We start from the raw sequence: 25,326 nt of genomic DNA, 5'->3' as shown, positions 1-25,326 counted from the left end.
TTGGAATAAGCACAGCCAAACGCATTCTTTAATATATGAGGGCAAGGCATTCACTTTCTTGACATTCATACATGCGAAACGTATAGTTTTTAAAGATAGGGATCATTTGGAAACGGAAAGAAATAAGGAGGCTGCACGGGCTAATGACGGAGGAACGTAAATCTTTTTATCTGACAACGCCTATATACTATCCAAGCGGTAGACTACATATCGGTCATGCGTACACAACGGTGGCCGGAGACGCGATGTGCCGGTATAAACGGCTGCGCGGTTATGATGTCATGTTCTTGACCGGAACGGATGAACATGGACAGAAGATCGAGGAGAAAGCTAAAGCAAAAGGCGTAACGCCGATCAAATACGTCGATGGTATGGTTGCCCAAATCAAGCAGCTTTGGAAAAAACTCGACATCTCCTATGATGACTTCATTCGCACGACTGAAGAACGTCATACAAAGGTTGTTCAGAAAATCTTTGCACAGCTGGAACGCCAAGGCGATATTTATCTTGGTCAATACGAAGGTTGGTACAGCATTCCTGACGAAACTTATTATACCGAGTCGCAGCTGGTCGATATTGAAAAGAACGCAAAAGGCGAAGTTATCGGCGGAAAAAGCCCGGACAGCGGCCACAAAGTTGAAAAGGTTAAGGAAGAATGCTACTTCTTTAAGATGAGCAAATACGCGGATCGCCTGCTTCAATACTATGAAGAACACCCGGATTTTATTCAGCCGGAATCGCGTAAAAATGAAATGATTAACAACTTTATCAAGCCGGGGCTGGAGGATCTTGCGGTATCACGTACCTCTTTCTCATGGGGCATCCCGGTGCCGAACAATCCGAAACATGTGGTCTATGTATGGCTGGATGCACTGACCAACTATATTACGGCGCTTGGCTACGGTTCAGAAGACGACACCAATTATAAGAAGTTCTGGCCGGCCGATGTGCACCTTGTGGGTAAAGAAATTGTTCGCTTCCATACGATTTACTGGCCGATCATGCTGATGGCACTTGGTCTTCCGCTGCCTAAGAAAGTATACGGACACGGCTGGTTGTTGATGAAGGACGGAAAAATGTCTAAATCGAAGGGGAATGTTGTCGATCCGGAACCTTTGATTGATCGTTATGGGCTGGACGCGCTGCGTTACTATCTGCTGCGCGAAGTACCGTTCGGCTCCGATGGTATGTTCACACCGGAAGCTTTTGTCGAACGTATTAATTTTGATCTTGCAAACGATCTCGGCAACCTGTTGAACCGAACGGTTGCAATGTGCGGTCAATACTTTGACGGGAAAGTACCTGCCTATGCGGGTCATGTCACCGACTTTGATGCAGCCCTTGAGGATGCACTGGAGACAACGCTTGCGACCGTTGAAGAACAGATGGAAAATCTGCAGTTCTCGGTTGCGCTTTCGGCAATCTGGAAACTCGTCGGACAAACGAATAAATACATCGATGATACGCAACCTTGGGTACTTGCTAAGGATGAAGCGAAGAAAGAGGCGCTGGGTTCGGTGATCGGGCATCTTGTGAACACGATTCGCGCGGTCGCAATTATGATTCAGCCGTTCTTCACGTCGACCCCGAAGAAAATGTTTACGCAGCTCGGCGTGACTCAAGCTGAAGATCAGGCGTGGGATTCAATCCGTGATCTGAGCGCAAACAAGGGCCAGTGGACGGTGCAAAAGGGAGAACCGATCTTCCCGCGTCTTGATCTGAAGGAAGAGGTTGCTTATATCAAGTCGCAAATGCGCGGCGCATCCGATACAAAACCGAACGGCAACAAAGAAAGCAAATCAAAGGCGAAAAAGAATGCCGAAGCACCGGCGCAAATTAATCTGGATGATTTTCAAAAGATTGACCTGAGGGTCGCTGAAGTCTTGCAGGTGGATAAAGTTAAGGGCGCCGACAAGCTGTTGAAACTACAGCTTGATCTTGGCTATGAAAAGCGCCAGGTGGTTTCCGGTATTGCGGAATTCTACAAGCCGGAAGAGCTTGTTGGTTTAAAGATCATTGTGATCGCCAACTTGAAACCGGTCAAACTGAGAGGCGAGTTGTCTCAAGGCATGCTGCTTGCAGGCGATGCAAACGGGACGCTTAAGGTAGCAACGGTGTCCGGGCCGTTACCGAACGGAACGAAAATTCGCTAAGCTGTAATAAGGATACAAAAGCAAGCGGGAGATGAGCGAACACACGCGCAGATCCCGCTTTTTTGTAGAATCAGACGATTTAAAAGCACGGCAGAGACGCAGCTTTGGACGAAACGTGCTGGATTATTGCGGCGAATGATGCAAGTCAAGAAGCCCCCGCATGCCCCTGCGTGACTGAGGAAACGCCGGATGTCCACGGGGCGTGCCTTGTTGATGTGAGCAGCTGAAGCGCTGCTGCTTAAATGGATGAATTGGCCACATACACGAGTGGGAGTAAAGGATCAACCAGCCCGGTTTTTCTGAGCATAACCGTGCGTAAGCATAGAGGAGGATGCTTCATGCTCTTTGATACACATACACATATTAATGATGAATCGTTTGATGCAGATTTTTCAGAAGTCCTTGCGCGTGCCCAGCAAGCCGAAGTTGGCCGAATGATCGTTGTCGGTGTGGATCGGCCAACGATTGAACGCGTCTTTCCAATCATTGATCAGCATAAGTTTATCTATGGTGCGATCGGATGGAATCCGGAGGACGCAATCGATATGACTGATGCCGATTTCGCGATGATCAAACGAGGACTGACGCATCCGGGAATCGTTGCGCTCGGTGAAATTGGTCTTGACTATCATTGGGATAAATCACCGAAATCCGTGCAGCATGACGTCTTCCGCAGACAGATTCGGCTCGCAAAGGATGCCGGCCTGCCGCTTATCATTCACAGCCGCGAAGCGACAGAGGATGTGGCGCGGATTCTGAGTGAAGAGCATGCGGAAACCATTGGCGGCGTGATGCACTGCTACAGCGATGACTGGACATGGGCAGAACGGTTTATCGGCTTAAACTTTTACATTAGCTTTGGCGGGCCGGTCACGTTTAAAAATGCACAGCTGCAGCGCGAAACGGCAACTAAAGTACCGATCGAGCGTCTGCTGATTGAAACCGATTGTCCGTTTCTCAGTCCCCATCCGTTTCGCGGCAAACGTAATGAACCGGCGCGAGTACGGCTGGTTGCGGAAAAAATTGCCGAGTTGAAAGGCCTGTCACTTGAAGAAGTTGCAGAGCAAACGACGCAAAACGCATTGCGCTGCTTCCGAATTGATGAATCCTCTGAAAATGGTTAACCAAGGAGAAAACTTATGATTGTGAAAGAAATTATTGTCGTCGAAGGCCGAAGCGATACCGAAGCCATTCGCCGGGCGCTTGATGCCGACACGATTGAAACGAACGGCTCACGCGTCAGCAGACGGACGATCCGGGCGATTCAAAATGCGCAGAAGCGCCGCGGGGTCATCGTTTTTACTGATCCCGATTACCCCGGAGAACGGATTCGCAAGATAGTCAGTCAGGCGGTACCGGGCTGCAAGCATGCCTTCATTACTCGTGCCGAAGGACAAGGCGGGTCAAACGAGAGTCTGGGAATCGAGCATGCGACTCCGCGCACGATCCTTCGATCCTTAGCAAAGGTTTACACGCAATTCGAGGAACCGGAGGAACAGATCAGCATGCAAACACTGAGAAGCCTAGGCCTGCTTGGCAGCAAAGCATCGCGCAGGATCCGGGAGCAGCTCTGCGACCAACTGAACATCGGCTACGCCAACGGCAAGCAGCTCTACAAGCGGCTGCGTATGTTCCAAATCTCTGAACGTGACCTGAAGCAGGCAATGGATGCCATTGGAGCAAAGGAGCAATCATCATGAATAAAAGAATTTCCTCACCAAAAAGAATGCAGGACGTTATACGCAAGCATCAGTTTACGTTAAAGAAAAGTCTTGGTCAGAACTTTTTAATTGATGAGAACATCCTAAATAATATTGCATCCTCAGCTTCAATCGATGAAAACAGCTATGTCCTCGAAATTGGACCCGGAGCCGGGGCGCTGACGCAGGTCCTTGCCGGCCGTGCCAAAAAGGTCATCGCGGTGGAAATTGACCGTCGATTGGCGCCGGTCCTTAACGACACGCTGCAGGATTTCGATAATGTCTCGATCCATTTCGGTGATGTACTTGAGTTGGATGTCGCTCAAATCCTAGCACAGGAATGCCCGCCGGGAACGTCCGTAACAGTTGTTGCCAATCTGCCCTATTACGTCACGACCCCTATTCTGATGAAGCTGCTCACGGATGGTCTATCCATTAAAACGATTGTTGTAATGATTCAAAAAGAGGTCGCCAGTCGATTGCAGGCCGATCCGGGCGAAAAGAGCTATGGTTCATTGTCTATTGCCGTTCAGTATCTTGCTGAGGCGAAAATCGTGATGACGGTTCCGAAGACGGTGTTCGTACCACAACCGAATGTTGATTCAGCGGTGATTCGCTTGGACGTCCGTCCGCAGAAAAAAATTCGCGTCGATGATGAAGCATTCTTTTTTAGAGTGGTGCGTGCCAGCTTTGCGCAGCGCAGGAAGACGCTGCTCAACAACTTGATGAACAATCTTTGGTCCAAAGAACGAAAAAACGATCTGCTTACGGCAATGGAGGCGGCACGGATTGATCCGCGCCGGCGAGGCGAGACGCTGTCGATTGAAGAGTTTGCGGCGCTCAGCAGTCAATTGCAGAAGCTGAAAGGATAACCGCTATACCCCATTTGCAGCGGGTGATTTAAAAGACGTCTCAAAGTCAAAAGTAGACTTTGAGACGTCTTTTTTGCAGGAAAATAAAGTATAGATTTTGCCCCGTTTTCAGACCGCTAGAGCCGTGTCTTGACCGAGCATCAAAGCGGAGGTGCTCTGGCGCCTGCGGGATCGCGCCTTGTTGATGCGCGCGAGGAAGACCCCACAGGAATTTGTGTGTTCGAGGAGGCTCGCGGTGCGCCCGCGGCAAGCGAGTAATCGGAGCGTACACAAAAACCAGGATGGTTTAAGGACCAAGCACAGCCTAGTTTTTCTCACGGCAGCCTTGTCCATGAATATTCATAGACGATCGATCATAGCATGAAAAGGATGACTCTGATGGAGTATGCAGTGCCGGATGCGCGTGGAAAGAGGGAGTAGAACATGACGGTTCAAGTTGGAGATCTTGTGGCACGGACTTCGTACCATTGCGACCTTCCTTTTCGTGTGGTGGCGATTCACGAAGAAACAAAAAGCGCCGAACTGAACGGCCATGACGTGCGTCTCTATGCAGATGCACCCCTGGACGATTTAGTACCAGTGACCGAGGATGAACGGGAACAGTATGAAAAAATGACGAGCTCGAAGGAGGATGAATCCTACAAGCTGTTCAGGCAGGATTACAAGCAAATGAAAATGAAACACGGTTACACGGCCACCAACGGTTATCGTGACCAAACCTCATACTTTGAAATGCCGGGGCGTGTGCTTCATATTGACGGTGATCCTTATTATTTGAAAAAATGCCTTACCTTTTACAAAAAACTGCATGTACCGGTGATTGGTAAATATATACCTGAATCAGAGATGCCTGATCTGGCTCCAAGGCTGGTGGCTCAAATCAGACCCGATATTCTCGTCCTAACGGGTCACGACGCATTTATGAAAAACAAAGGAACGGCAAGCGATCTTAAAGCGTATCGCAACTCCAGCTTTTTTATTCGAACAGTCAAAGAAATCCGCTATCATTGGCCGAGCCTTGATCAAATGGTTATTTTCTCCGGCGCCTGTCAATCACATTTTGAATATTTGATTCGGGCAGGGGCGAACTTTGCTAGTTCACCTGATCGCATCAACATTCACGCGCTTGATCCGGTCTATCTGGCAGCTCGAATCAGTTTCACATCATTTATGGATCGTGTCAACGTCTGGGATGTTCTGAAAAATACATTGACCGGCGCAGGCGGCTTAGGTGGGGTGGAGAGCCGTGGCATGCTGCGTACCGGACTGCCGTTTCCATCGGAATAAAGCCATGGTTTCGAGCAAAAAGTCGAATGATGAAGAAAAAAATATCTGTCGTTTGCCACAAATATATTGACAGCTGTAAGGGTTTCCTGCTATAGTTAATTCTATTTGATTTTTTGACGTCCATTGTGGTATACTTATAATTAAGCGAGGTGGATTGTCGAGATGGGAAAAACCATTGATGATATCAAAGGCGTCCTTGATGAACGTGTCGGCGAACGTTTGACATTGAAAGCAAACGGTGGAAGACGCAAAACCATTCAACGCATCGGTGTTTTGGAAGGAACCTATCCGTCTGTTTTCACGGTCAGGCTGGATAAGGAGTCAAGCGCATATGATCGTGTGTCCTACAGCTACACAGATGTATTGACGGACGCAGTAGAACTCACCTTTTTGGAGGAGATGGCGAGCGGTCAATGATGACCGGCTGTCTGATTTTGATGACAAACATTATAAATAACAGCGGATACGCGCACCCTTTTTGTTCATGATCGGCAACAAAATTGTGATGCGCGTTTATGCTGCCTGAATCTTTTGCCAAAATTTATTTTAACACGATTTTCGAATAGAAGGAAGTCAATCGGTATAACCTAATTTCTGCTCGACCATTGAAAGGAGTTGTACCGATCATGTCCAGACGAAGAGGCATTATGTCTGAGTCATTTAAAGAGGAACTTGCCAAAGAGCTGGGGTTTTATGATACGGTGAAATCTGAAGGATGGGGTGGCATCAAAGCCCGCGATGCGGGGAATATGGTGCGCCTTGCCATCGAGAAAGCTGAAACAACAATGAACGGAACGAAAAATCAGCACGATGATTGAGCGTGAAAGAGGGGATTCTGTCCGTCAAACGGATAGGACCCCTTTTTCTTCTGGTTCGTTTCCTTTATAGTGTAAATAGTTAATGGGGGAAGTGGGGGAACCGTTTGAAAGTACTTGAAAAAGCGCCGGCGAAAATTAATCTTTCTTTGGACGTGCTCGGCAAGCGTGGCGATGGATACCATGAAGTAAGAATGATCATGACGTCGATTGACTTGGCCGATCGCGTGGAATGCGGCGATTTGCCCGAGAATCAAATCGAAGTACGCGCATCGGTACCGTACGTGCCTGAGGATGAGCGCAACTTCGCCTATCAAGCGGCACACTACATTAAAGCGAAGTATGGGATCCGCTGCGGCGTCGAGATTGCAATTACAAAGAATATCCCCGTCGCCGCAGGACTTGCAGGCGGCAGTACGGATGCTGCGGCAACGATCCGCGCATTGAATCGGCTGTGGAAGCTGGGCATGTCCTACCAAGAGATGCTGGCTGTTGCGGAGCAAATCGGATCCGATGTTGCCTTTTGTCTCAAAGGTGGAACGGCTCTAGCAACCGGTCGTGGCGAACAATTGGAGGCGCTCCCACCCTTGCCGCCTTGCTGGGTTGTGCTGGTCAAGCCGACGGTCTCCGTTTCGACAGCCCAGATCTATAAAGACCTAGACAGTCGTCCAATTGAACATCCGGATGTGGATGCGATGCTGCACGCGATTGATGCTGGTGATTTTGAATCGATTTGCCGCTTGCTTGGCAATTGTCTGGAACCGGTGACGATGCGTAAGGTTGCCGACATTACGAAGATCAAATCACATATGGAAGAAATCGGTGCTGAAGGCATTTTGATGAGCGGCAGCGGACCAACTGTATTTGCACTTACACAGCATGAGTCCCGGATGCAGCGTTTGATCAATGGAATGAGAGGATATTGCTCGCAAGTCTATGCTGTTCGCCTATGTAAACCGTTTCCTCTTGTTTAAATACGAATAATGGTGTAGAATTGCTTTAAAATATTCGGGTTTTGGAGGAACATGATGAAACTTAAGCGGAGCAGCAGACTTGTTGATATGACGGCGTATTTGTTGCGGCATCCTCAACAAGTGATCTCGCTTTCCTATTTTTCGGAACGGTATCAGTCGGCCAAATCCTCGATCAGCGAAGATCTGACGATTATTAAAGAGAATTTTGAGTCTCAGGAAATTGGTCGTCTTCAAACACAGGCAGGGGCTGCTGGAGGCGTCTGCTATATGCCGTATATGGGACTTGCGGAAGTTGAACGGCTGCTGGGCACTCTGCGCCAGCAAATGACGCAAAAGGATCGGCTTCTCCCGGGCGGCTATCTTTATATGACCGATTTGCTTGGCAAGCCGGCGTATATCAATGCGATTGGACGTCTGATTGCTTCGGTTTTTATTGATGAGAAACTGGACGCGGTCATGACGATGGAAACCAAAGGGATTCCGCTCGCCTATGCCGTTGCTTCGCAGCGCAGCATTCCTGTTGTGATCGTGCGGCGCAGCAGCAAGGTAACGGAAGGCTCTACGGTAAGTATTAACTACATATCCGGATCCTCAAAACGGATCCAAACGATGGTTCTGCCACGAAGAAGTCTGAAGGAACATGCACGTGTCCTCATTGTCGATGACTTTATGAAAGCGGGAGGAACGATGAAGGGCATGACAAGTATGATTCAGGAATTCGGTGCGGAAGTTGCCGGCATGGCGGTGTTGGTTGAAACAAAGGAAGAACAACCGAAACTGGTCGACCGTTATGTATCACTGCTTAAATTAGCCATCCCTGATCGTCAGGAAACGCCGATCATTGAAAACGGTAACGTATATGATTGGCTGCCGAAGCAGCACGTGAACCCAACAAACGTATAAACAAAAGATCGGGCATCAGAATCGCTATGATGTTCGGTGTGTGTCAAAATTGATTGAAAATATTCATATTTCTTTTTCCTATTAGCAGGATTTCCCACTTTTGTGTTGAAACAAGTAGTAAGAACCATGAGTTACGCATTAGGGAAAAGGGTGGTGTCTTACTAATGGAAATAACAGATGTCAGATTGCGACTTGTGCATACTGACGGGCGAATGAGGGCGATTGCTTCGATCACTTTTGACAAAGAATTTGTTGTTCACGATATTCGTGTGATCGATGGAAATAACGGAACCTTCGTAGCGATGCCAAGCAAACGGACACCGGACGGGGAATTTAGGGATATCTGCCACCCCATCACATCCGGAACTAGAGAGAAAATACAGTCCGCAATTCTGAATGAATATGAACACGCGTGTGAAGAGGATCCTTCTTTTGAGCAAGCAGGAGCTTCATAAAAACTGCAGAAGCAGCACTTCTAGGCAGCTTTTAAATCTTTTTGTTCTGTTGATCTGTATCATTCCACTTCATTTTATGAACACATCTGAGAAAAGAGAGCCGATTAGGTTCTTTTTTTCTTAGAATTAGAAACATTCATGATAGGATTTTCTGATCGGTTAACCGGCAAGACACATATGCAGACGGACGCTCATAAGTTTTAGAGAGATCCTGTAAAGACATGGCAAATTTACTCGTTGAGACGGGGGAAACGGCAAGATCGTACAGCAATTCGTTTTTCGTTTGGACGATCTTGAAAAAGGGCTGTTTTTAAGCTATAGTCTAAAATGGACGCTAAGGATCAGCAAATGCTATGGGGGTTCATTATGTCAAATCGCTTTGCGATCATTCTTGCTGCCGGAAAAGGAACAAGGATGAAGTCGAAGGTACACAAAGTACTTCACAAGGTTTGCGGGAAATCAATGATTCGCCATGTCGTGGACGAAGTGACTCAGGTGAATTTTTCCAAAACCTATGTGATTGTCGGTCACGGTGCCGATGCGGTCAAAGCCGAAGTGGGCAAAGATGCTGAATGTCTGTTTCAACGTCAGCAGCTGGGGACGGGTCACGCCGTGCTGCAAGCAGCTGAACAACTTGCCGACCTTGATGGAACGACGGTTGTGCTCTGCGGCGACACACCGCTCATCACACACCAGACGATCGAAAAACTGATTCAAATTCAGGAAAAGAAAAACGCGTCTGCTGCGGTGCTTACAGCGAACACGTTGCAGCCGACGGGCTATGGACGCGTGATACGGGATCGTTTTGGCAATGTAGCGAAAATTGTCGAAGAAAAGGATGCCACTTCTGAAGAAAAAAAAGTAACAGAAATTAATACAGGAATCTATAGTTTTGATAATCGACGGTTGTTCCAGTTGCTTGGCCAGGTAAAGAACAATAATGCTCAAGGCGAATACTATCTTCCTGATGTCATTGGTATGCTTGTCCGGGGATCTGAGAAAGTTATTGCTTATACCACGGAGCATTTTGAAGAGACGGTCGGTGTTAATGACCGAATTCAATTGTCGGCTGCGGGGAAATATATGCAGGCACGCATTAATTGCACCATGATGAAACAAGGTGTATCACTTATTGATCCGGAGCGCACCTATCTCGCGCCAACATGTACGATCGGAAAGGATACGGTCATCTATCCGGGAACAGTGATTTCAGGAAAAACGCAAATCGGCGAGAACTGTGTCATTGGAGCCAACACGCAAATTCGCGATTGCGTCATTGGCGATGAAACGACAATTGATCAATCCGTGCTTGAGCGAAGTACGATTGGCAATCGAGTACAGATTGGTCCGTTTGCCTACATTCGCCCGCTGTCCAAGATCCATGATCAGGCTAAAGTGGGCAGTTTTACTGACACGTTGAACACGGACATTGGAGAACGGAGCGGGCCAACCCCTTAAAGCGGCAAGGCTGCGGCAAGATCCCAACGCTCAAAAATAATAACTAAAAGATGCAGAAAAGCACTGGGTAAACCATTAACTGGAGGGAACCATTCGATGGTCAGCTATTTAGATCCAAATTTGAAAGTATTCAGTCTCAATTCCAATCCTGATCTTGCAAAGCAGATTGCAGAACATATCGGCATTAAATTGGGAAAATGTCTTGTTTCGTCCTTTAGCGACGGTGAAATTCAAATCAGTATCGAAGAAAGTATTCGCGGCAGCGAAGTATATGTTATTCAATCAACGAGTGACCCGGTTAACCAGCACTTGATGGAAATGCTGATTATGATCGATGCATTAAAACGGGCATCGGCTAAGACGATTAACTTGGTGATTCCGTACTACGGCTATGCGCGTCAAGATCGCAAAGCGCGTGCACGCGAACCGATCACTGCAAAGCTGGTTGCAAATCTTCTTGAGACTGCAGGGGCTACACGCGTTTTGACCCTTGACCTTCACGCACCGCAAATCCAAGGATTCTTTGATATCCCGGTTGACCAGCTGCTTGGTGTTCCGACGCTGTCGGAATACTTCATGAGTAAGCAGCTTGATGATATCGTTGTGGTTTCTCCAGATCATGGCGGCGTCACGCGCGCCCGCAAGATGGCTGATCGCTTGAAAGCGCCGATTGCCATCATTGACAAACGTCGCCCGCGTCCGAATGTTTCGGAAGTCATGAACATTATTGGCGATATTCAGGATAAAACGTGCATTATCATCGACGATATTATCGATACGGCGGGAACGATTACGCTTGCTGCAAACGCCTTAGTTGAGCGCGGCGCGAAAAAGGTGTATGCTTGCTGTACACACCCTGTGTTATCGGGTCCTGCTATTGAACGTATTCAGGGTTCTGCAATCAGCGAGCTTGTGGTAACGAATACCATTCCGTTGCCGGAAGAAAAGAAGATTGATAAGATTGTGCAATTGTCTGTTGCACCGTTGATTGGAGAAGCAATCATCCGAATTCATGAGAAACTTTCAGTCAGCCGGTTGTTTAACTAACCTAGGACTGAAGTAATGTGTTGATACAGGGTTAGATTTCTTATGCTTGGTAAAAATTCTAAAGATGGATGAGTTGAAAGGAAGTGCACGCGCGCATGGCAACATTAAATGCGGCAATTCGTAATAACTACAAGAAGTCATATACGAAGCAGTTAAGAAAAGAAGGTAAAGTTCCTTCCGTTGTTTACGGAAAAACCGTAGGAAATGAAGGACTAGCCGTTGATGCTCAAGCGATTGACAAGCTGTTCCGCGATGAAGGACGCAATGCCATCATCAACTTGGCTATCGAAGGAAAGAAGAAATATACCGTTATGGCGCACGATCTGCAATTTGACCCGCTCAAAGGCAACGTTCGCCATATTGACTTTCTCGAAATTAATATGAATGAAGAAATTGATGCCGTTGTTCCGGTTATCCTGAAGGGTGTCGAACAAGTTGAATCCGGCGATGCCGTATTGAACAATCAATTGTCTGAACTGACTGTTCGCGCGTTGCCGAACAAACTGCCAAGTGCGATTGAAGTCGATGTAACCAAATTAAGCGTTGGCGATTCAATCCGCATCAGTGACCTTGCTTCCACTGCTAAGGACTATACGATTCTCGGCGATGCTGAAGACGCAATTGTTTCTCTTTCTTATGGTTCTCAAGAAGCAGCTGCACCTGAAGAAGAAACTGCTGAGGATACGGCGGCTGAACCGACAAGTACCGACGCTGCAGAATAACGAAGCGTTTCTGATTTGATTAGGGAAAGAGAGGGTGTCTCAAAAGTCTGTTTTTAACTTTGAGACACCTTTTTTACAGATCAGGAAGTTTATGATCTTGAGCGTGCTGGATGAGGCAAGCGGTATAAAAGGGGAGTCTCGAAGATCATGCGCGCATACGAAAGCTCTCAGACTGCCCGCAGCAGCGAACAGCCGAAGCGCTGGGTTAGGCACTAAAAAAGCAGAACAACGGCATAGGGTTGTCGGTGGGTCATAAAGTAATGAACGAAAAACCCAGCTTCCATTGAAGGTGAGTGAATACTGTGAAAGTGATTGTTGGTTTGGGAAATCCAGGTTCTGAATATGCCCATACACGACATAATATAGGTTTTGAAGTGATTGACTATCTTTCCGAGCAGGAATCGATCCGCTTAACCAAGAATAAGTTTAATGCGTTGTTTGGCAAAGGGAAAATTGGTGAAACGGACGTTTTGCTTGTGAAGCCACTTACTTATATGAACGCATCCGGTGAAGCGGTTGGCCCGCTGCTGCGTTTTTTTAAATCGGATACCGATGATCTTTTGGTTATTCAAGATGACATGGATCTGCCGATTGGCAAGATTCGCTTGCGGCAAAAGGGAAGTGCTGGCGGTCATAACGGCATTAAATCTGTCATTCAGCACGTTGGCACTCAGGCGTTTGCACGTATTAAAGTAGGAATCGGACATCCGCAGCATACGCGCGAAGCGGTCGTTCGCTATGTATTGCAAGGTTTCCAAGGCGATGATCGGATAGCGATTGATGCTGCAATCGAACGCTCTGCTTCGGCGGCAAAAGCATGGCTGACGCAGCCTTTTTCACAGCTTATGAACATGTATAATTCGAATAAGTAATTTTCCCAAAGGGCATAATCATAGAAGTTATTTTTTATAGAATCAGGTTCTGATGTAACCGTACAGGGCTTTGGCATCTGCCAAAGCATTTTTCGGTTTCGTAACACAAAGGACAAAGAGATCGCCAACGTTTCCAATTCCACTCATTTTTCTGGCAAAATGATGCCGTGCAAAAAGAGCGAGGGAAGCGAAGGGGATTGTATACGCATGAACAGGGCTCAGCCTGCGCCGGTGGCTTTGCTGAGCCAAGTCCTAGAAAGTGAGGTTAGCCGATGCTTGGGCTGAGCCAATACTATCAGCAAAAGATTAACGAAATACAGACCGTTCTTGATGGTTATCGGCAGGGGATGAAACAGCAGCTCGTGTCCGGACTGTCGGGGGGGGCAAAAGCACTGTGGATCACAGCGCTTTATGAAAAGCGAAACCAAACAACGGTTGTGGTGACCCATAACTTGTTTCAAGGGCAGAAGCTCTATAACGATCTAGAGGGGCTCATCGACGCAGAGGAACTGTTCCTTTATCCTGCAAATGATTTAATTGCTTCTGAACTGGCGGTCGCCAGTCCTGAATTGCTGGCCCAGCGTATTGATGTGCTCAACCACCTGGCCCAGAAAAAAAAGGGATTAATCATCATACCGGCAGCTGGGCTGAAGAAACTGCTGGCCCCGCTTTATCTATGGAAAGCGAGCTTATTGCACTTTGAAAGCGGAAAAACGGTTCAATTGGATGAACTGCTGCGCAAGCTGACGGCAATCGGTTATGAGCGTGAATCGATGGTCACCGGACCCGGACAATTCAGTATTCGCGGCGGCATTATCGATATCTATCCCTTAACGGAAGAGCACCCGGTTCGTATTGAACTATTCGATGATGAGATCGACTCGGTTCGCTTCTTTGATAGTGAAACGCAGCGCTCGCTGGATATGATTCGCGGTCCCGTTTTGATTGGGCCTGCACGTGAATTGTTGCTCTACGATGAAAACTTTACGACAGCCGCAGAAGGCTTGGAAAGCGAACGGGCACGTGCCTTGAAAAAGATGTCCGACCAGAAGGTTAAGGAACTGATCAATGAACATACCGAAGCCGAACTTGAGGCGTTAAGGCAAAATCAGCCTTTTAACGGGATGATTAAATACGCGACGTTATTCTACAGCAAACAAACAACGTTTCATGACTATTTGCCCGAGGACGCATTGATCATTTTTGATGAGATCAGCCGCATTCAGGAAATGGCCGAACAACTGGACCATGAGGAAGCCGAATGGCGTGTTGATCTGCTGCAGCGCGGGGAGCTCGTCGGCGATCTGCCAATGACAATGGAATGGCATGAATTAACCGAACGGCTCAATCAGCCGTTGCTGCTGCTCTCATTGTTTCTTCGTTATCATGGCCAGTTCCAGCCGCAGAATGTCATCAACATGACGTGCCGCACGATGCAGAATTTTCATGGACAAATTCAGTTGCTTAAAACAGAGGCTGAGCGCTGGAAAAAAGGCGATTTTGCGGTCGTCTTCCTTGCTTCCGATTCGGAGCGAGCGAAACGATTGGAACGTGTGTTGTCGGATTATGGTGTGCCGGCAGAACTTGTCGCTCCGGATACACTTCCGGTTCATGGAATCAGTCAAATCACAGTCGGTCAGTTTGAAAACGGTTTTGAACTGCCGCTGAAGAAGATCGCGGTCATTACAGAGCGAGAAGTATTTACCAAAAAAACAGCAAAGCCTGCGAGACGTGGGAAGAAGCTATCCAATGCTGAGCGACTGAAGAGCTATAACGAATTGAACGTCGGCGATTATGTCGTGCATGTTGATCATGGGATCGGCCGCTACACCGGGATTGAAACACTGGAAGTAAACGGCATTCATAAAGATTATCTTGAAATTATCTATAAGGGAAATGATAAACTTTACGTCCCGATTGAACATATCGACCAAGTTCAAAAATACGTCAGTTCAGAAGGCAAAGAACCAAAAATTTATTCGCTTGGCGGAAGTGAATGGAAGAAGGTTAAGCGCAAGGCGCGCTCGTCTATTCAGGATATCGCTGATGACTTGATCAAGCTCTATGCAAAACGCGAAGCCAGCAAAGGATACGCATTCAGCAAGGATGGAGCAGAGCAGCATGATTTTGATGCGGCTTTCCCCTATCAGGAAACCGTTGACCAACTTCAGGCAATTGAGGAAATCAAACGCGATATGGAAAAAGAAAAGCCAATGGATCGATTGCTGTGCGGCGATGTCGGTTACGGAAAAACGGAGGTCGCTTTGCGTGCGGCATTTAAAGCCATTGCCGATGGGAAACAGGTGGCGTTCCTTGTGCCGACGACAATTCTTGCGCAGCAGCATTTCGAGACAGCAAGTGAACGTTTTGAAGATTTTCCAGTAACCATCGGTTTGCTTAGCCGTTTCCGTTCGCGAAAAGAACAATTGGAAACGCTTAAAGGTTTGAAAAACGGTACGGTTGATCTAGTCATCGGCACGCATCGCTTATTGTCTAAGGATGTTCAGTACAAAGATCTTGGTCTGCTGATTGTGGATGAAGAGCAACGGTTTGGCGTAACGCATAAAGAAAAAATTAAACAGCTAAAGGCCAATATCGATGTATTGACCTTGACTGCAACGCCGATTCCACGGACGCTGCATATGTCGATGCTTGGGGTACGCGATCTTTCAATTATTGAAACACCGCCGGAAAACCGTTTTCCGGTTCAGACCTTTGTTATGGAATACAATGCAGCGCTGATCCGCGAAGCCATTGAGCGGGAAATGGCACGCGGCGGCCAGGTATACTTCCTCTATAACCGCGTTGAGACGATTCAGAGAATGGCGGAGATGATCTCAACTCTGGTCCCGGATGCCTCGGTAACGTTTGCTCATGGCCAGATGAAAGAATCGGAACTTGAATCGGCAATGATTGATTTTCTTGATGGAAATGCGGATGTACTGGTCAGCACAACCATTATTGAGACTGGCGTTGATATTCCGAATGTGAACACATTGATCGTCTATGACGCTGATCGGATGGGGCTGTCGCAGCTGTATCAGCTGCGCGGTCGTGTCGGACGTTCAAACCGCGTTGCGTATGCCTATTTCACCTATCAGCGCGACAAGGTTATGAATGAAGTAGCCGAAAAGCGGCTGCAAGCCATTAAAGAGTTTACCGAGCTCGGCTCCGGCTTTAAGATCGCAATGCGTGATTTGTCAATTCGCGGCGCCGGCAATCTGCTCGGCGCGCAGCAACACGGATTCATCGATTCGGTCGGCTTTGATCTGTACTCGCAGATGCTTCAAGACGCGATCGCCGAGCGCAGCAGTAAAGATAAAACGCAGGCCGCCGCACCGCGTCCGCCTAAGGTCACGATTGAAATGGATACGGATGCTTATATTCCGGATGCGTATCTTGACGACTCGCTGCAGAAGATTGATATGTACAAACGGTTCAAATCGGCTGAATCATTGCAGGATATCGCCGAATTGCGCGATGAGATGATTGACCGCTTTGGCGATTACCCGCGCGAGGTTGCCGATCTGTTTAAAGTAGCTGAGATGCGTGTACGTGCGAATACTTTGATGATTGAGGAAATCAAACAGCAAGGCGCACAAACCACGATTATTTTTTCGGAGATGGGCTGGAAGGCGCTTGATCGTGAATCGCTATTTAAAGCGGTGAGCAAAATGGGCAACGGTGTTGCGCTCGGCAGCGAGGGTACAAAAATGAAAGTGACGATTAAACGTGATGCGCGTCATACCGAGCCGATGCTGAAGGAAGTCACGAAACTGCTTAGCGGTATTGAGCAGGTGAAGAGCCCTTCGGAGAAAGCAGGTTAAATTTGGTGAATGGTGCATAGTTCTGCCAGGAGCGCAGATAATAATTCAAGGAATCAATCATTTTTGCGGAAGCGGAAAGAGAGGACATCCTTGAAATGAAAGCAACTGGTATTGTCCGCCGGATTGATGATCTTGGGCGGGTAGTCATTCCCAAAGAAATACGGCGCACGCTTCGTATACGTGAAGGCGATCCATTAGAGATTTTTGTGGATCATGATGGTGAAGTCATTTTAAAGAAATACTCGCCAATGAGTGAGCTTAGTGATTTTGCGAAAGAGTATGCAGAGTCGTTAGCAGAGAATTCAGGCAAACTGACCTTGGTGAGCGATCGTGATACGGTGATCGCTGTCTCAGGAGGTTCGAAAAAAGATTTTTTAGAAAAGCGGCTGCTTTCTGTCCCGGAACGATCCATGGAGCAGCGGCAGACCATTTCTGAGCAGAAACGCGGTGAACCTTTGGTTGAAGGGCATGAAAATTTGTCCGGGCCTTACGTTGTAGCCCCAATTATTGCCGGGGGCGATCCGATTGGGACGATCATGTTGATTGACAAGGATCAGAAGGCTATAGGTGAAACCGAAGTGAAGCTTGCAGAGACAGCGGCTGGGTTCCTTGGCAGACAAATGGAACATTGAACAATAAAAAGAGGCGCGTCTGCGGCCTCTTTTTTTGCAGGTAAAGAAAGTTTATGATTTTGCCCCGTCTTCAAGCCAATCGACCCGTCTCTTGACCGAGAATCAAAGCGGAGGTACTCTGGCGCCAGCGGGATCGCGCTTTGTTGATACGTGCAGCGAGCAGCTGGAGGGTCATTCGTGAACAAGGTGATTAATCCATCCCAAGAGGAAAGATATGATATAATCCTATTTATAATTCTTGAGAAAAGCAGGAACATCTATGAATCAAGAGAACAAGGGAAGCCATCGCGTATGGAAGGGCGCACTGATTCTAACCGCCGCTGCATTATTGGTGAAGCTGATGAGCGCGCTGTACCGGCTTCCTTACCAAAACTTTGCTGGTGACGTCGGCTTCTATGTCTATCAGCAAGTCTATCCGTTTTACGCGCTCGCCGCGGCACTGGGGACAACCGGTTTCCCGATTGTGATTTCTAAATATATGGCAGAAGCATCCGGCCATCCAACAGAGAAGGCTGCAGTAGCGCGGCATGCCGGAATGGCCTTGCTGCTGCTTTGCACTTTTTTTTTCGTCGGGCTCTTTTTCTTCGCTGATTTCTTGACCGCAATCATGGGCGACCGCCATCTGACCGGATTGATCCGCGTTGCTTCCGCGGCTTATTTGTTTGTGCCGCTGGTTGCCCTTTTGCGCGGAACGTTTCAAGGAAATGAAGCAAATATGTTGCCGACCGCACTGTCTCAAATCGGCGAACAAACGGTACGGGTTTGTTTTATTCTCGGTGTATCTTGGTACTTGTTTGTTAATCATGGAGATCCCTACGCGTTTGGGTTTGCGGCAACCGCCGGCTCAGCTTTTGCGCCACTTGTGTCATTAGTGATTTTAATGCTCTTTGTGCCACACAAAAAGACTGCAGTCAAAAGGCTACTGTCCTTATCGGATCATCCTGTTCGATGGCGATGGGTAAAAAAATTGATGATCAGCGGCTGTTTGTTTTCCGTTCTCGCGGTGCCGCTGCTGTTCTTTCAGCTGATTGATTCGCTTACGGTACTGCGTCTGCTCGAACAGGGACAGGTTGCTGATGCGCGTGCGGTAAAAGGGATCTATGATCGTGCTTATATCTTGACTCAGTTCGGGATGATTGCGGCAGCCTCGCTGACCGCAGCAATCGTGCCGAGACTCTCACAGCTTGCGGTGCAGCGTCGGCATCATGATTTTCGTATTGAAGCGGCACTCGCGCTCAAAATCAGCCTTGCATTTGGTACGGCTGCAGCAGCTGGGCTTATGTCGATCAGTCGAGAAGTGAACATCATGCTTTTCAGAAACGCGAACGGAACGCTTGCATTCGCCCTTGCTGCGCTGACGATGCTCACCCTGTCGCTGATGCTGACCGCCTCAGGAATTTGGGAATCAGCCGGAAAGCCATGGATGCCTTTTTTAGGTTTGATTGTCGGTGCGTGCGCGAAAACGGCGGCTAACTTTCTGCTCATTCCCCGCTTTTCTATTGTCGGCGCAGCACTGGCAACGTGTACGGGTACACTTATTGCAGCCGGATTGAACGTTTTTTATTTACGGCGTGCCGGATTGACGCGTGCGTTTTCTTGGTTGACGCTGGTTAAGCTAGCGTCGGCAATTGCCGGGATGGCGACTTCTGTTTTTGTGTGGAAGCAAGTGATGCGCAGGGTTACCGAACCGCTTGCCTCGCGCCCGGCAGCAGCGTTATGCGCGCTGTCTGCTGCTATGGTCGGCGGTGTGGTTTTTGTCACACTGATCTGGTTTTTTCGTTTTCTTGATGCGCGTGACTTGGTACGCATTCCGTTTGCCGCGACACTGACGAAGCGCAGCGACCATACGGGACGTGAAGCAGAGGCGTCACATCGATCCTCGAAACTGTGAACCATGGGCTACATATGATAAAATGGGACAAATAAGGCGGAACAGCCAGGGACAGCGGGAATCACGATTAATGATTTGGAGGAATTTTTCATGAATAAGAATGAACTCATTAATAAAGTAGCAGACAAAACAGGCATTGCGAAAAAGGATACCGAGGCTATCGTGAATGAGACATTGAGCCAAGTGATCGAAGCGTTGAAACAAAATGAAAAAGTACAACTCGTCGGATTCGGTACATTTGAAGTACGCGAACGTGCCAGCAGATCAGGACGCAACCCACAGACGGGCGAAACCATTACGATTCCGGCGACATGCGTGCCCGGATTCAGAGCGGGAAATAAATTTAAGGATGCAGTGAAAAAATGAGATTAGATAAATTTTTAAAAGTTTCCCGTTTAATTAAACGGCGAACGGTGGCGAAAGAACTTGCGGATCAAGGACGGGTCGACATTAATGGGCAGCCGGGAAAGGCAAGCACGAATGTCGCGGTCGGCGATGTGCTGACGCTCCACTTTGGGCAAAGACCGATGACGGTTCGAATTCTGCAGCTTAAAGAGGTTGTTAAGAAAGAAGAAGCAGCTTCGCTCTATGAAGTGGTTCAAAAATAACAGCCCTTTCGCTTAAGTTCTAAATGGGACAGCTCCTTCATAATGTAAGAATTAGAGGAGGGGAGTCCATTGAGTCAATTCTATTCGTCGCCAATCCCTAATAAAGACAAGCCAATACAAAATCAGAACATTGTGGTGAAGGACCGAAAGTCGATTGAGATCACCGGTGTGAAACATGTAGAAAGCTTTGACCATGAAGAATTTCTACTTGAAACCGTGCTGGGGTATCTAGCCGTTCGGGGTTCGGGTCTGAAAATGCAGAATCTGAATGTTGAGCAGGGACAAGTTTTAATTGAGGGGCATATTATTGAAATCAGCTATTTGGATGATCAGGGCGGAGAAGCACACAAAGGCTTCTTCAGCAAGCTGTTTCGATGACACTGGAAGAACAATATGCGTCGCTCATGCTGATGATTGTCATGGGCATATGGTTTGGCGCCTCTTTTTCTGTCTATCAGCATTTTGTTCACCCGAGGAAAGAGCGCCGTTGGATTCTGCTCATTTCAGACCCTCTCTTTTGGATCGTACAAGCGCTGCTGCTCTTTTCATTTCTGTTGCCGATGAATGAAGGTCAGCTGCGTCTTTATTATTTCCTGGCCATTGCGCTTGGTTTTTCCTTTTATAAAGCACTCTTGGAGAAGCCTTTTATGCGTCTTTTCGGCAAAATAGTCTTTATGGCTGTCCGAACAGGGCGGTTTACGGCAAAATCTGTCTATCGTTTATTGATCTATCCGATCTTTTTCCTATTGATGCTTACGTATAGATTGTGTAGAATGACAGTAAACACTGCGATAAGAAGTGTGCTTTTTCTGCTTGCTGTTCCTTTGAAGCTGCTAAGAGGCATCATCCGGATGATTCTTCCGGACCGTTTTCTCCTATTTGTAACAAAGAAACAAATACAGATCCGGCAAAAAATTGGGCAGTGGGTATCACTTCTTGTGAAGCGGAAATGATCGGGGGGAATAAAATGGAACGTGCGGGCGTTGAGCGGGTTACTCGGCTGCAAAATAATTATCTGCAGTCACATGAGTTGAATGAAAAAAGAAAAAGGAAACGACAAAAAGGATTAATGCGGCGTTTGCTTGCTTTCTTTGTGGTTTTCGCTCTGCTTAGCACCTTCATGATTTCCTCATTGATTTCACAATCTCACCAAATTAACGAAGCGACGCAGACCAAAAAAAGTTTGCAAAAGCAGCTGAGCCAATCGAAACATGAGGCATCCGACGTGAAGAAGCGAATCAAGCTGCTTCATGATAAAGACTATATTGGCGAAATCGCCAGACGTGATTATCTATTATCGAACAAGGGTGAGATTATTTTTTCAAAACCCGCTCAGACCAAGGATTGACAGGCACTTTTTTTGCTATGTATAATAATATAATTATTGATACCATTTTAGGAGGAAGCTTTTCTTTATGTCAATTGAAGCAGGCAGCAAGCTGAAGGGTAAAGTATCAGGAATTACTAACTTCGGAGCCTTCGTTGATTTACCCGGTGGGAAAACAGGGCTGGTTCATATCAGTGAAGTTGCGGATCGTTATGTAAAAGACATTCATGATGTTCTGTCGGTCGGTGATGAGGTAACGGTTAAGGTGTTGCAGGTTGCTCCCGACGGAAAAATCGGTCTGTCTATTCGGAAAGCTGTCGACAAACCCAAGGTCGCATCGTCGTCTCGCGGACCAAGACATGGCGGCGGCAAACGGTTTAATTCACATGCGCACACGTTAAGTTTTGAGGACAAAATTTCTCAATATTTAAAAGACAGTGAGGATCGTCTTTCGACAATTAAGCGTCAGACCGAATCCAAACGCGGAGGACGTGGCGCACGCAGAGGCTGAGTACCACCGGAATCGATATAAATAGATAGCAATGCAGCATCCAGGTTCAAGAGGGACTTGGATGCTTTTTTGTGCGTTCTGAGCGCATTTTGAGTGGTCACGGCGTACATGCTATTGTGCACAATGCGGAAATCACCGCATCCTGAAGAAGTAAGGGCCAAGTTTGCCTGATTTTTCTTATCAAAGTACAGGAAAACAGAAGAAGCGTAATCATTGTCGATGAATTGAGAACAAACGACAGGACAATGGCGAAAAGTGAGAGCACTCGCCAAGACTCGCCGTTTGACAGAACCGCGAGCAGCCGTGACCATGCGAGCATTTGTCAAATATGGCTGAAGATCGAGAAAGCGGTCGAAGTTTTTTTCGAATAAGCCTTGTCATTCTGACAAATTATGAATGTCTTATATGCTTTAATGGATCATACAATCCTAAGTTAAAGGCGGCGAACGACATGATTCAAAAAATGGGCAGTGTAGCGGCAGAGACGGTTGATCCCTTTGTGCACAAGAAAAGATTGCAAGGACGAGCGCGATCCGGTCGTTCGATCCAGACGTTCTTGTTGGGTGTAGTATTCCGTACGGATTTCTTTTTCTTGGCGGCCGGTTTTCTCCTTGGACGTGCGGTAATCATTACCAGCTTAACTCCTTTTATCCTTCCGTTTTTTGCGACGGTTTTCTGGATGAAGCGCAAGCGCAAATATGCCGATTCACTTGCGGTATTGGTTGGTGCGGCGACCCTTTCGGCGGGACAAGCCTTTTATGCACTGCTCGGTTTGCTCGCATTTCTTATAGGATGGCGAATGATGAACGCGTTGAAGCGAGTGAAAATGGAACGGTGGCTGCCGGGACTCGTTTTTATCATGGGATTCACGGTACGTTTGGTGTACCAAGCGGCGTTTTCGCTGACCATTGTTTGGACGGATCTCTTGACCGCCGGCGCTGAAGCCTCCTTATCTGCTTTGGTCACATTGATTTTCATGCAGAGTGTGCCGCTGATCTCAACACATGTCAGTCATAAACTGTTTCGTAACGAGGAAATCATTTGCTTTGTGATTCTAATCTCTTCTGTGATCGCCGGAACGATCGGCTGGCATGTCTATGACGTGTCCATCGACCATGTACTCGCACGTTACGCGGTGCTGCTTTTTGCTTATGCCGGAGGTGCGGCAATCGGGTCAACTGTGGGCGTGGTGATTGGTCTGATTCTAGGTATGGCTAGTGTAACGAGCCTCTATCAAATGAGTTTGCTCGCCTTTACGGGTGTGCTCGGAGGTCTGCTGAAAGAGGCTGGAAAAGTGGGGGTGGCAGCCGGCCTTTTGATCGCAACCTTGCTGATCGGTGTTTATGGCAGCGGTTACGCCGGCTTAGGCAACGAAGTCATCGACTCCATTGCCGCTTTGGTTTTGTTCTTTCTAACGCCGAAAAGTTTTATCCGGCAAATGGCCTCATTTATCCCGGGAACGCGTGAATATCAGGCAGAACAACAGCAATATGTGCGCAAACTGCGCGATGTTACCGTGAGCCGTGTTGAACAATTTTCCGGCCTTTTTCAAACGCTTGCGAAAAGCTTCTCGCCGCCTGAAGACAATCATGAGTCGGCCAGTGATGATGATCTTTTCTTAAGCCGCGTTACGGCAAAAACTTGCCAGAATTGCTTTAAAAAAGAGTTTTGCTGGATTAATAATTTTGAGAAGACGCAGCGGATCATGCTTGAATTACGTGAGGAGGCACGCCACGGAAATCGGGACTCGGAAGCGCGTGTGCAGCGTCAGTGGCGCAGCCATTGTTCGAGACCGGAGCGTACGCTGGAGGCCATTCACCGCGAGCAGAGCCATGCCGAATTAAGTGAGAAAATGCGCCACAATGTTTTGGAAAGCCGCCGATTAGTGGCCGATCAATTGAAGGGGGTATCCCAGGTCATGGGCGACTTCGCACGTGAAATGAAGCGAGAGCGCGGGCTTCATGATTGGCAGGAAGAAATGATTTTGACGAAACTGAACGGGATTGGTGTTCGCGTCGAAAGCGTTGAAATCTACAATCTGGAATCTGGGGCAATCGATATCGAAGCTGTGCTTCCGGTTGATCACTACGGAGTGTGCGAGAAGGTCATCGCACCGCTTCTCTCAGATATTCTCGGTGAAAGTATCGTTGTGGAGAAGAAACAGTCGTCTGACCTTCCCGGAGGTCCGAGCCGAGTCGTCTTTGTTTCAGCACGTGCTTATGATTTGGAGACGGGTGTCGCAACGGCTGCACGCGGTGGCGGGGGGATCTCCGGCGATAATTACTCGCTGTTTGAAATTGGTTCCAAGAAATATGTGATGGCGATCAGCGATGGAATGGGCCATGGCGAGCGAGCGGATATGGAAAGCAAAGACACCTTGCAGCTGTTGAAAAAAGTGTTGAAATCGGGAATACATGAGACGCTGGCGATTAAGTCGATTAATTCGATCTTATCGCTGCGTTCGACAGAGGAAATTTATGCAACGCTGGATCTGGCATTAATTGATTTGCAAAATGCGACCTCTAAATTTCTGAAAATAGGATCAAATCCAAGTTTTATAAAACGAGGAAGCCGTGTTTTTATGCTTGACAGCGAAAATCTGCCTATTGGAATTATCCGTGATGTCTCAATTGATGTTCGCTCCGAACAGCTAAAGTCAGGGGATCTGCTGATTATGATGAGCGACGGAATTTTTGATGTTCCTCAGCACATTGAAAATAAGGAAGCATGGGTCAAGCGAAAAATAAAAGAGATGGAGACTGATGATCCACAGGAAATTGCCGATTTGCTGCTCGAGGAAGTGATTCGGGCAGGAAATGGAACGCTCAATGATGATATGACCGTCATCACGGCGCGAATAAGCCATCATATACCGGAGTGGTCGGCATTTTCATCGGATCAAACGGATAAGCGCATCAAACGCGCGTAAACCCATTTGCAGTTTGTGAGTTTTACTGTATCGACTATTGGAAAAGGGGTTGAAACGTATCCGTGCAACGAAGTGGCTGCCTTCCAAGGCTTGGCAAAGCAGAGGTACGAGACCCCGCAGATCCCTGCCTGTCCGAGGAGGCTCGTGGTGCGCCCGCGGCAAGCGAGCAACCGAAGCGACGATTCAGCACCGAAAAGACACGAATCCATCACACATGGCTGGAGATAGAGGACCAAGCACAGCTTGGTTTTTCTCACAGGAAAAGAAAGTATAAGATTTTGCCCCATCTTCAAACCAATAGCCCAGTGTCTTGGCCGAGAAACAAAGCGGAGGTGCGAGACGC

At 47.7% G+C, this 25,326-nt stretch carries 24 protein-coding genes; all 24 read left to right on the top strand.

The window, feature by feature from the left end:
• The first annotated feature begins 143 nt into the window (after positions 1–143).
• Positions 144–2,153: a methionine--tRNA ligase gene (gene metG, locus AA84_RS0109720; protein WP_028977037.1), complete on the top strand. Its 2,010-nt coding sequence runs from the start codon at positions 144–146 to the stop codon at positions 2,151–2,153.
• A 338-nt stretch (positions 2,154–2,491) separates the two neighbouring features.
• Positions 2,492–3,277 (top strand): TatD family hydrolase, encoded by a 786-nt coding sequence (locus tag AA84_RS0109715; RefSeq protein ID WP_028977036.1) that lies wholly within the window; start codon positions 2,492–2,494, stop codon positions 3,275–3,277.
• Positions 3,278–3,292: 15 nt separating this feature from the next.
• On the top strand, positions 3,293–3,853 hold the full coding sequence (gene rnmV / locus AA84_RS0109710; protein ID WP_028977035.1) for a ribonuclease M5: 561 nt from the start codon (positions 3,293–3,295) through the stop codon (positions 3,851–3,853).
• Positions 3,850–4,725 carry a 16S rRNA (adenine(1518)-N(6)/adenine(1519)-N(6))-dimethyltransferase RsmA gene (gene rsmA / locus AA84_RS0109705; protein ID WP_028977034.1) on the top strand — a complete coding sequence of 292 codons (876 nt, stop codon included), beginning with the start codon at positions 3,850–3,852 and terminating at the stop codon, positions 4,723–4,725. Before rnmV ends, rsmA begins: the two co-directional genes overlap by 4 nt.
• 423 nt (positions 4,726–5,148) lie before the next feature.
• Positions 5,149–6,012 (top strand): sporulation peptidase YabG, encoded by an 864-nt coding sequence (yabG, locus tag AA84_RS0109700; protein ID WP_028977033.1) that lies wholly within the window; start codon positions 5,149–5,151, stop codon positions 6,010–6,012.
• A gap of 162 nt (positions 6,013–6,174) precedes the next feature.
• A complete protein-coding gene (locus AA84_RS0109695; protein WP_028977032.1) occupies positions 6,175–6,429 on the top strand; it encodes a Veg family protein in 255 nt (84 codons plus the stop codon).
• Positions 6,430–6,638: 209 nt separating this feature from the next.
• Positions 6,639–6,830: a small acid-soluble spore protein, minor alpha/beta-type SASP gene (locus tag AA84_RS0109690; protein ID WP_010025675.1), complete on the top strand. Its 192-nt coding sequence runs from the start codon at positions 6,639–6,641 to the stop codon at positions 6,828–6,830.
• A 104-nt stretch (positions 6,831–6,934) separates the two neighbouring features.
• Positions 6,935–7,801 (top strand): 4-(cytidine 5'-diphospho)-2-C-methyl-D-erythritol kinase, encoded by an 867-nt coding sequence (gene ispE / locus AA84_RS0109685; protein ID WP_028977031.1) that lies wholly within the window; start codon positions 6,935–6,937, stop codon positions 7,799–7,801.
• Between the two features lie 54 nt (positions 7,802–7,855).
• Positions 7,856–8,704, top strand: coding sequence for a pur operon repressor (purR, locus tag AA84_RS0109680; protein WP_028977030.1), 849 nt, complete (start codon positions 7,856–7,858; stop codon positions 8,702–8,704).
• A 164-nt stretch (positions 8,705–8,868) separates the two neighbouring features.
• Positions 8,869–9,159 (top strand): septation regulator SpoVG, encoded by a 291-nt coding sequence (gene spoVG, locus AA84_RS0109675; RefSeq protein WP_010025671.1) that lies wholly within the window; start codon positions 8,869–8,871, stop codon positions 9,157–9,159.
• 366 nt (positions 9,160–9,525) lie between these two features.
• Complete coding sequence (gene glmU / locus AA84_RS0109670; RefSeq protein WP_028977029.1) at positions 9,526–10,617, top strand: bifunctional UDP-N-acetylglucosamine diphosphorylase/glucosamine-1-phosphate N-acetyltransferase GlmU; 1,092 nt, start codon at positions 9,526–9,528, stop codon at positions 10,615–10,617.
• Positions 10,618–10,713: 96 nt separating this feature from the next.
• A complete protein-coding gene (locus tag AA84_RS0109665; RefSeq protein WP_037563393.1) occupies positions 10,714–11,664 on the top strand; it encodes a ribose-phosphate diphosphokinase in 951 nt (316 codons plus the stop codon).
• Between the two features lie 95 nt (positions 11,665–11,759).
• Positions 11,760–12,386 (top strand): 50S ribosomal protein L25, encoded by a 627-nt coding sequence (locus tag AA84_RS0109660; protein WP_028977027.1) that lies wholly within the window; start codon positions 11,760–11,762, stop codon positions 12,384–12,386.
• A gap of 302 nt (positions 12,387–12,688) precedes the next feature.
• Positions 12,689–13,258, top strand: coding sequence for an aminoacyl-tRNA hydrolase (pth, locus tag AA84_RS0109655; RefSeq protein ID WP_028977026.1), 570 nt, complete (start codon positions 12,689–12,691; stop codon positions 13,256–13,258).
• Positions 13,259–13,530: 272 nt separating this feature from the next.
• Entirely contained in the window at positions 13,531–17,085 is a 3,555-nt protein-coding gene (gene mfd, locus AA84_RS0109650) for a transcription-repair coupling factor (RefSeq protein ID WP_028977025.1), read from the top strand.
• A 95-nt stretch (positions 17,086–17,180) separates the two neighbouring features.
• Positions 17,181–17,717 (top strand): stage V sporulation protein T, encoded by a 537-nt coding sequence (gene spoVT, locus AA84_RS0109645; protein WP_028977024.1) that lies wholly within the window; start codon positions 17,181–17,183, stop codon positions 17,715–17,717.
• Positions 17,718–17,976: 259 nt separating this feature from the next.
• The gene (locus tag AA84_RS0109640; protein WP_028977023.1) at positions 17,977–19,608 is read left to right on the top strand and encodes a putative polysaccharide biosynthesis protein; all 1,632 of its coding nucleotides are present in this window, start codon (positions 17,977–17,979) and stop codon (positions 19,606–19,608) included.
• A 90-nt stretch (positions 19,609–19,698) separates the two neighbouring features.
• The gene (locus tag AA84_RS0109635) at positions 19,699–19,974 is read left to right on the top strand and encodes an HU family DNA-binding protein (protein WP_028977022.1); all 276 of its coding nucleotides are present in this window, start codon (positions 19,699–19,701) and stop codon (positions 19,972–19,974) included.
• Positions 19,971–20,216 carry an RNA-binding S4 domain-containing protein gene (locus AA84_RS0109630; RefSeq protein WP_028977021.1) on the top strand — a complete coding sequence of 82 codons (246 nt, stop codon included), beginning with the start codon at positions 19,971–19,973 and terminating at the stop codon, positions 20,214–20,216. The genes AA84_RS0109635 and AA84_RS0109630 overlap by 4 nt, the downstream gene beginning before the upstream one ends.
• Before the next feature lie 69 nt (positions 20,217–20,285).
• Entirely contained in the window at positions 20,286–20,594 is a 309-nt protein-coding gene (gene yabP / locus AA84_RS0109625) for a sporulation protein YabP (RefSeq protein WP_028977020.1), read from the top strand.
• A complete protein-coding gene (gene yabQ / locus AA84_RS0109620) occupies positions 20,591–21,169 on the top strand; it encodes a spore cortex biosynthesis protein YabQ (protein ID WP_028977019.1) in 579 nt (192 codons plus the stop codon). The genes yabP and yabQ overlap by 4 nt, the downstream gene beginning before the upstream one ends.
• A 14-nt stretch (positions 21,170–21,183) precedes the next feature.
• Complete coding sequence (locus tag AA84_RS0109615) at positions 21,184–21,564, top strand: FtsB family cell division protein (protein ID WP_028977018.1); 381 nt, start codon at positions 21,184–21,186, stop codon at positions 21,562–21,564.
• A gap of 67 nt (positions 21,565–21,631) precedes the next feature.
• Positions 21,632–22,054, top strand: a complete 423-nt coding sequence (locus AA84_RS0109610) for a S1 domain-containing RNA-binding protein (protein WP_028977017.1) — start codon at positions 21,632–21,634, stop codon at positions 22,052–22,054.
• Between the two features lie 451 nt (positions 22,055–22,505).
• Positions 22,506–24,983: a stage II sporulation protein E gene (gene spoIIE / locus AA84_RS0109605; protein WP_028977016.1), complete on the top strand. Its 2,478-nt coding sequence runs from the start codon at positions 22,506–22,508 to the stop codon at positions 24,981–24,983.
• Positions 24,984–25,326: the final 343 nt, after the last annotated feature.

This window comes from Sporolactobacillus terrae DSM 11697, from assembly GCF_000648615.1.
Lineage (GTDB): Bacteria > Bacillota > Bacilli > Bacillales > Sporolactobacillaceae > Sporolactobacillus > Sporolactobacillus terrae.
Note: the sequence above shows the minus strand (reverse complement) of the source record. Positions and strands in the feature narration are given on the sequence as shown.

Bases quoted from the DNA above. Each gene is read 5' to 3' on its own strand.
- AA84_RS0109715 (WP_028977036.1), top strand. From the start codon at position 2,492: ATGCTCTTTGATACACATACACATATTAATGATGAATCGTTTGATGCA.
- spoVG (WP_010025671.1), top strand. From the start codon at position 8,869: ATGGAAATAACAGATGTCAGATTGCGACTTGTGCATACTGACGGGCGA.
- metG (WP_028977037.1), top strand. From the start codon at position 144: ATGACGGAGGAACGTAAATCTTTTTATCTGACAACGCCTATATACTAT.
- mfd (WP_028977025.1), top strand. From the start codon at position 13,531: ATGCTTGGGCTGAGCCAATACTATCAGCAAAAGATTAACGAAATACAG.
- AA84_RS0109610 (WP_028977017.1), top strand. From the start codon at position 21,632: ATGTCAATTGAAGCAGGCAGCAAGCTGAAGGGTAAAGTATCAGGAATT.
- AA84_RS0109635 (WP_028977022.1), top strand. From the start codon at position 19,699: ATGAATAAGAATGAACTCATTAATAAAGTAGCAGACAAAACAGGCATT.
- yabQ (WP_028977019.1), top strand. From the start codon at position 20,591: ATGACACTGGAAGAACAATATGCGTCGCTCATGCTGATGATTGTCATG.
- AA84_RS0109615 (WP_028977018.1), top strand. From the start codon at position 21,184: ATGGAACGTGCGGGCGTTGAGCGGGTTACTCGGCTGCAAAATAATTAT.
- AA84_RS0109630 (WP_028977021.1), top strand. From the start codon at position 19,971: ATGAGATTAGATAAATTTTTAAAAGTTTCCCGTTTAATTAAACGGCGA.
- yabG (WP_028977033.1), top strand. From the start codon at position 5,149: ATGACGGTTCAAGTTGGAGATCTTGTGGCACGGACTTCGTACCATTGC.
- AA84_RS0109660 (WP_028977027.1), top strand. From the start codon at position 11,760: ATGGCAACATTAAATGCGGCAATTCGTAATAACTACAAGAAGTCATAT.
- rnmV (WP_028977035.1), top strand. From the start codon at position 3,293: ATGATTGTGAAAGAAATTATTGTCGTCGAAGGCCGAAGCGATACCGAA.
- glmU (WP_028977029.1), top strand. From the start codon at position 9,526: ATGTCAAATCGCTTTGCGATCATTCTTGCTGCCGGAAAAGGAACAAGG.
- AA84_RS0109640 (WP_028977023.1), top strand. From the start codon at position 17,977: ATGAATCAAGAGAACAAGGGAAGCCATCGCGTATGGAAGGGCGCACTG.
- spoIIE (WP_028977016.1), top strand. From the start codon at position 22,506: ATGATTCAAAAAATGGGCAGTGTAGCGGCAGAGACGGTTGATCCCTTT.
- purR (WP_028977030.1), top strand. From the start codon at position 7,856: ATGAAACTTAAGCGGAGCAGCAGACTTGTTGATATGACGGCGTATTTG.
- AA84_RS0109695 (WP_028977032.1), top strand. From the start codon at position 6,175: ATGGGAAAAACCATTGATGATATCAAAGGCGTCCTTGATGAACGTGTC.
- rsmA (WP_028977034.1), top strand. From the start codon at position 3,850: ATGAATAAAAGAATTTCCTCACCAAAAAGAATGCAGGACGTTATACGC.
- spoVT (WP_028977024.1), top strand. From the start codon at position 17,181: ATGAAAGCAACTGGTATTGTCCGCCGGATTGATGATCTTGGGCGGGTA.
- AA84_RS0109665 (WP_037563393.1), top strand. From the start codon at position 10,714: ATGGTCAGCTATTTAGATCCAAATTTGAAAGTATTCAGTCTCAATTCC.
- AA84_RS0109690 (WP_010025675.1), top strand. From the start codon at position 6,639: ATGTCCAGACGAAGAGGCATTATGTCTGAGTCATTTAAAGAGGAACTT.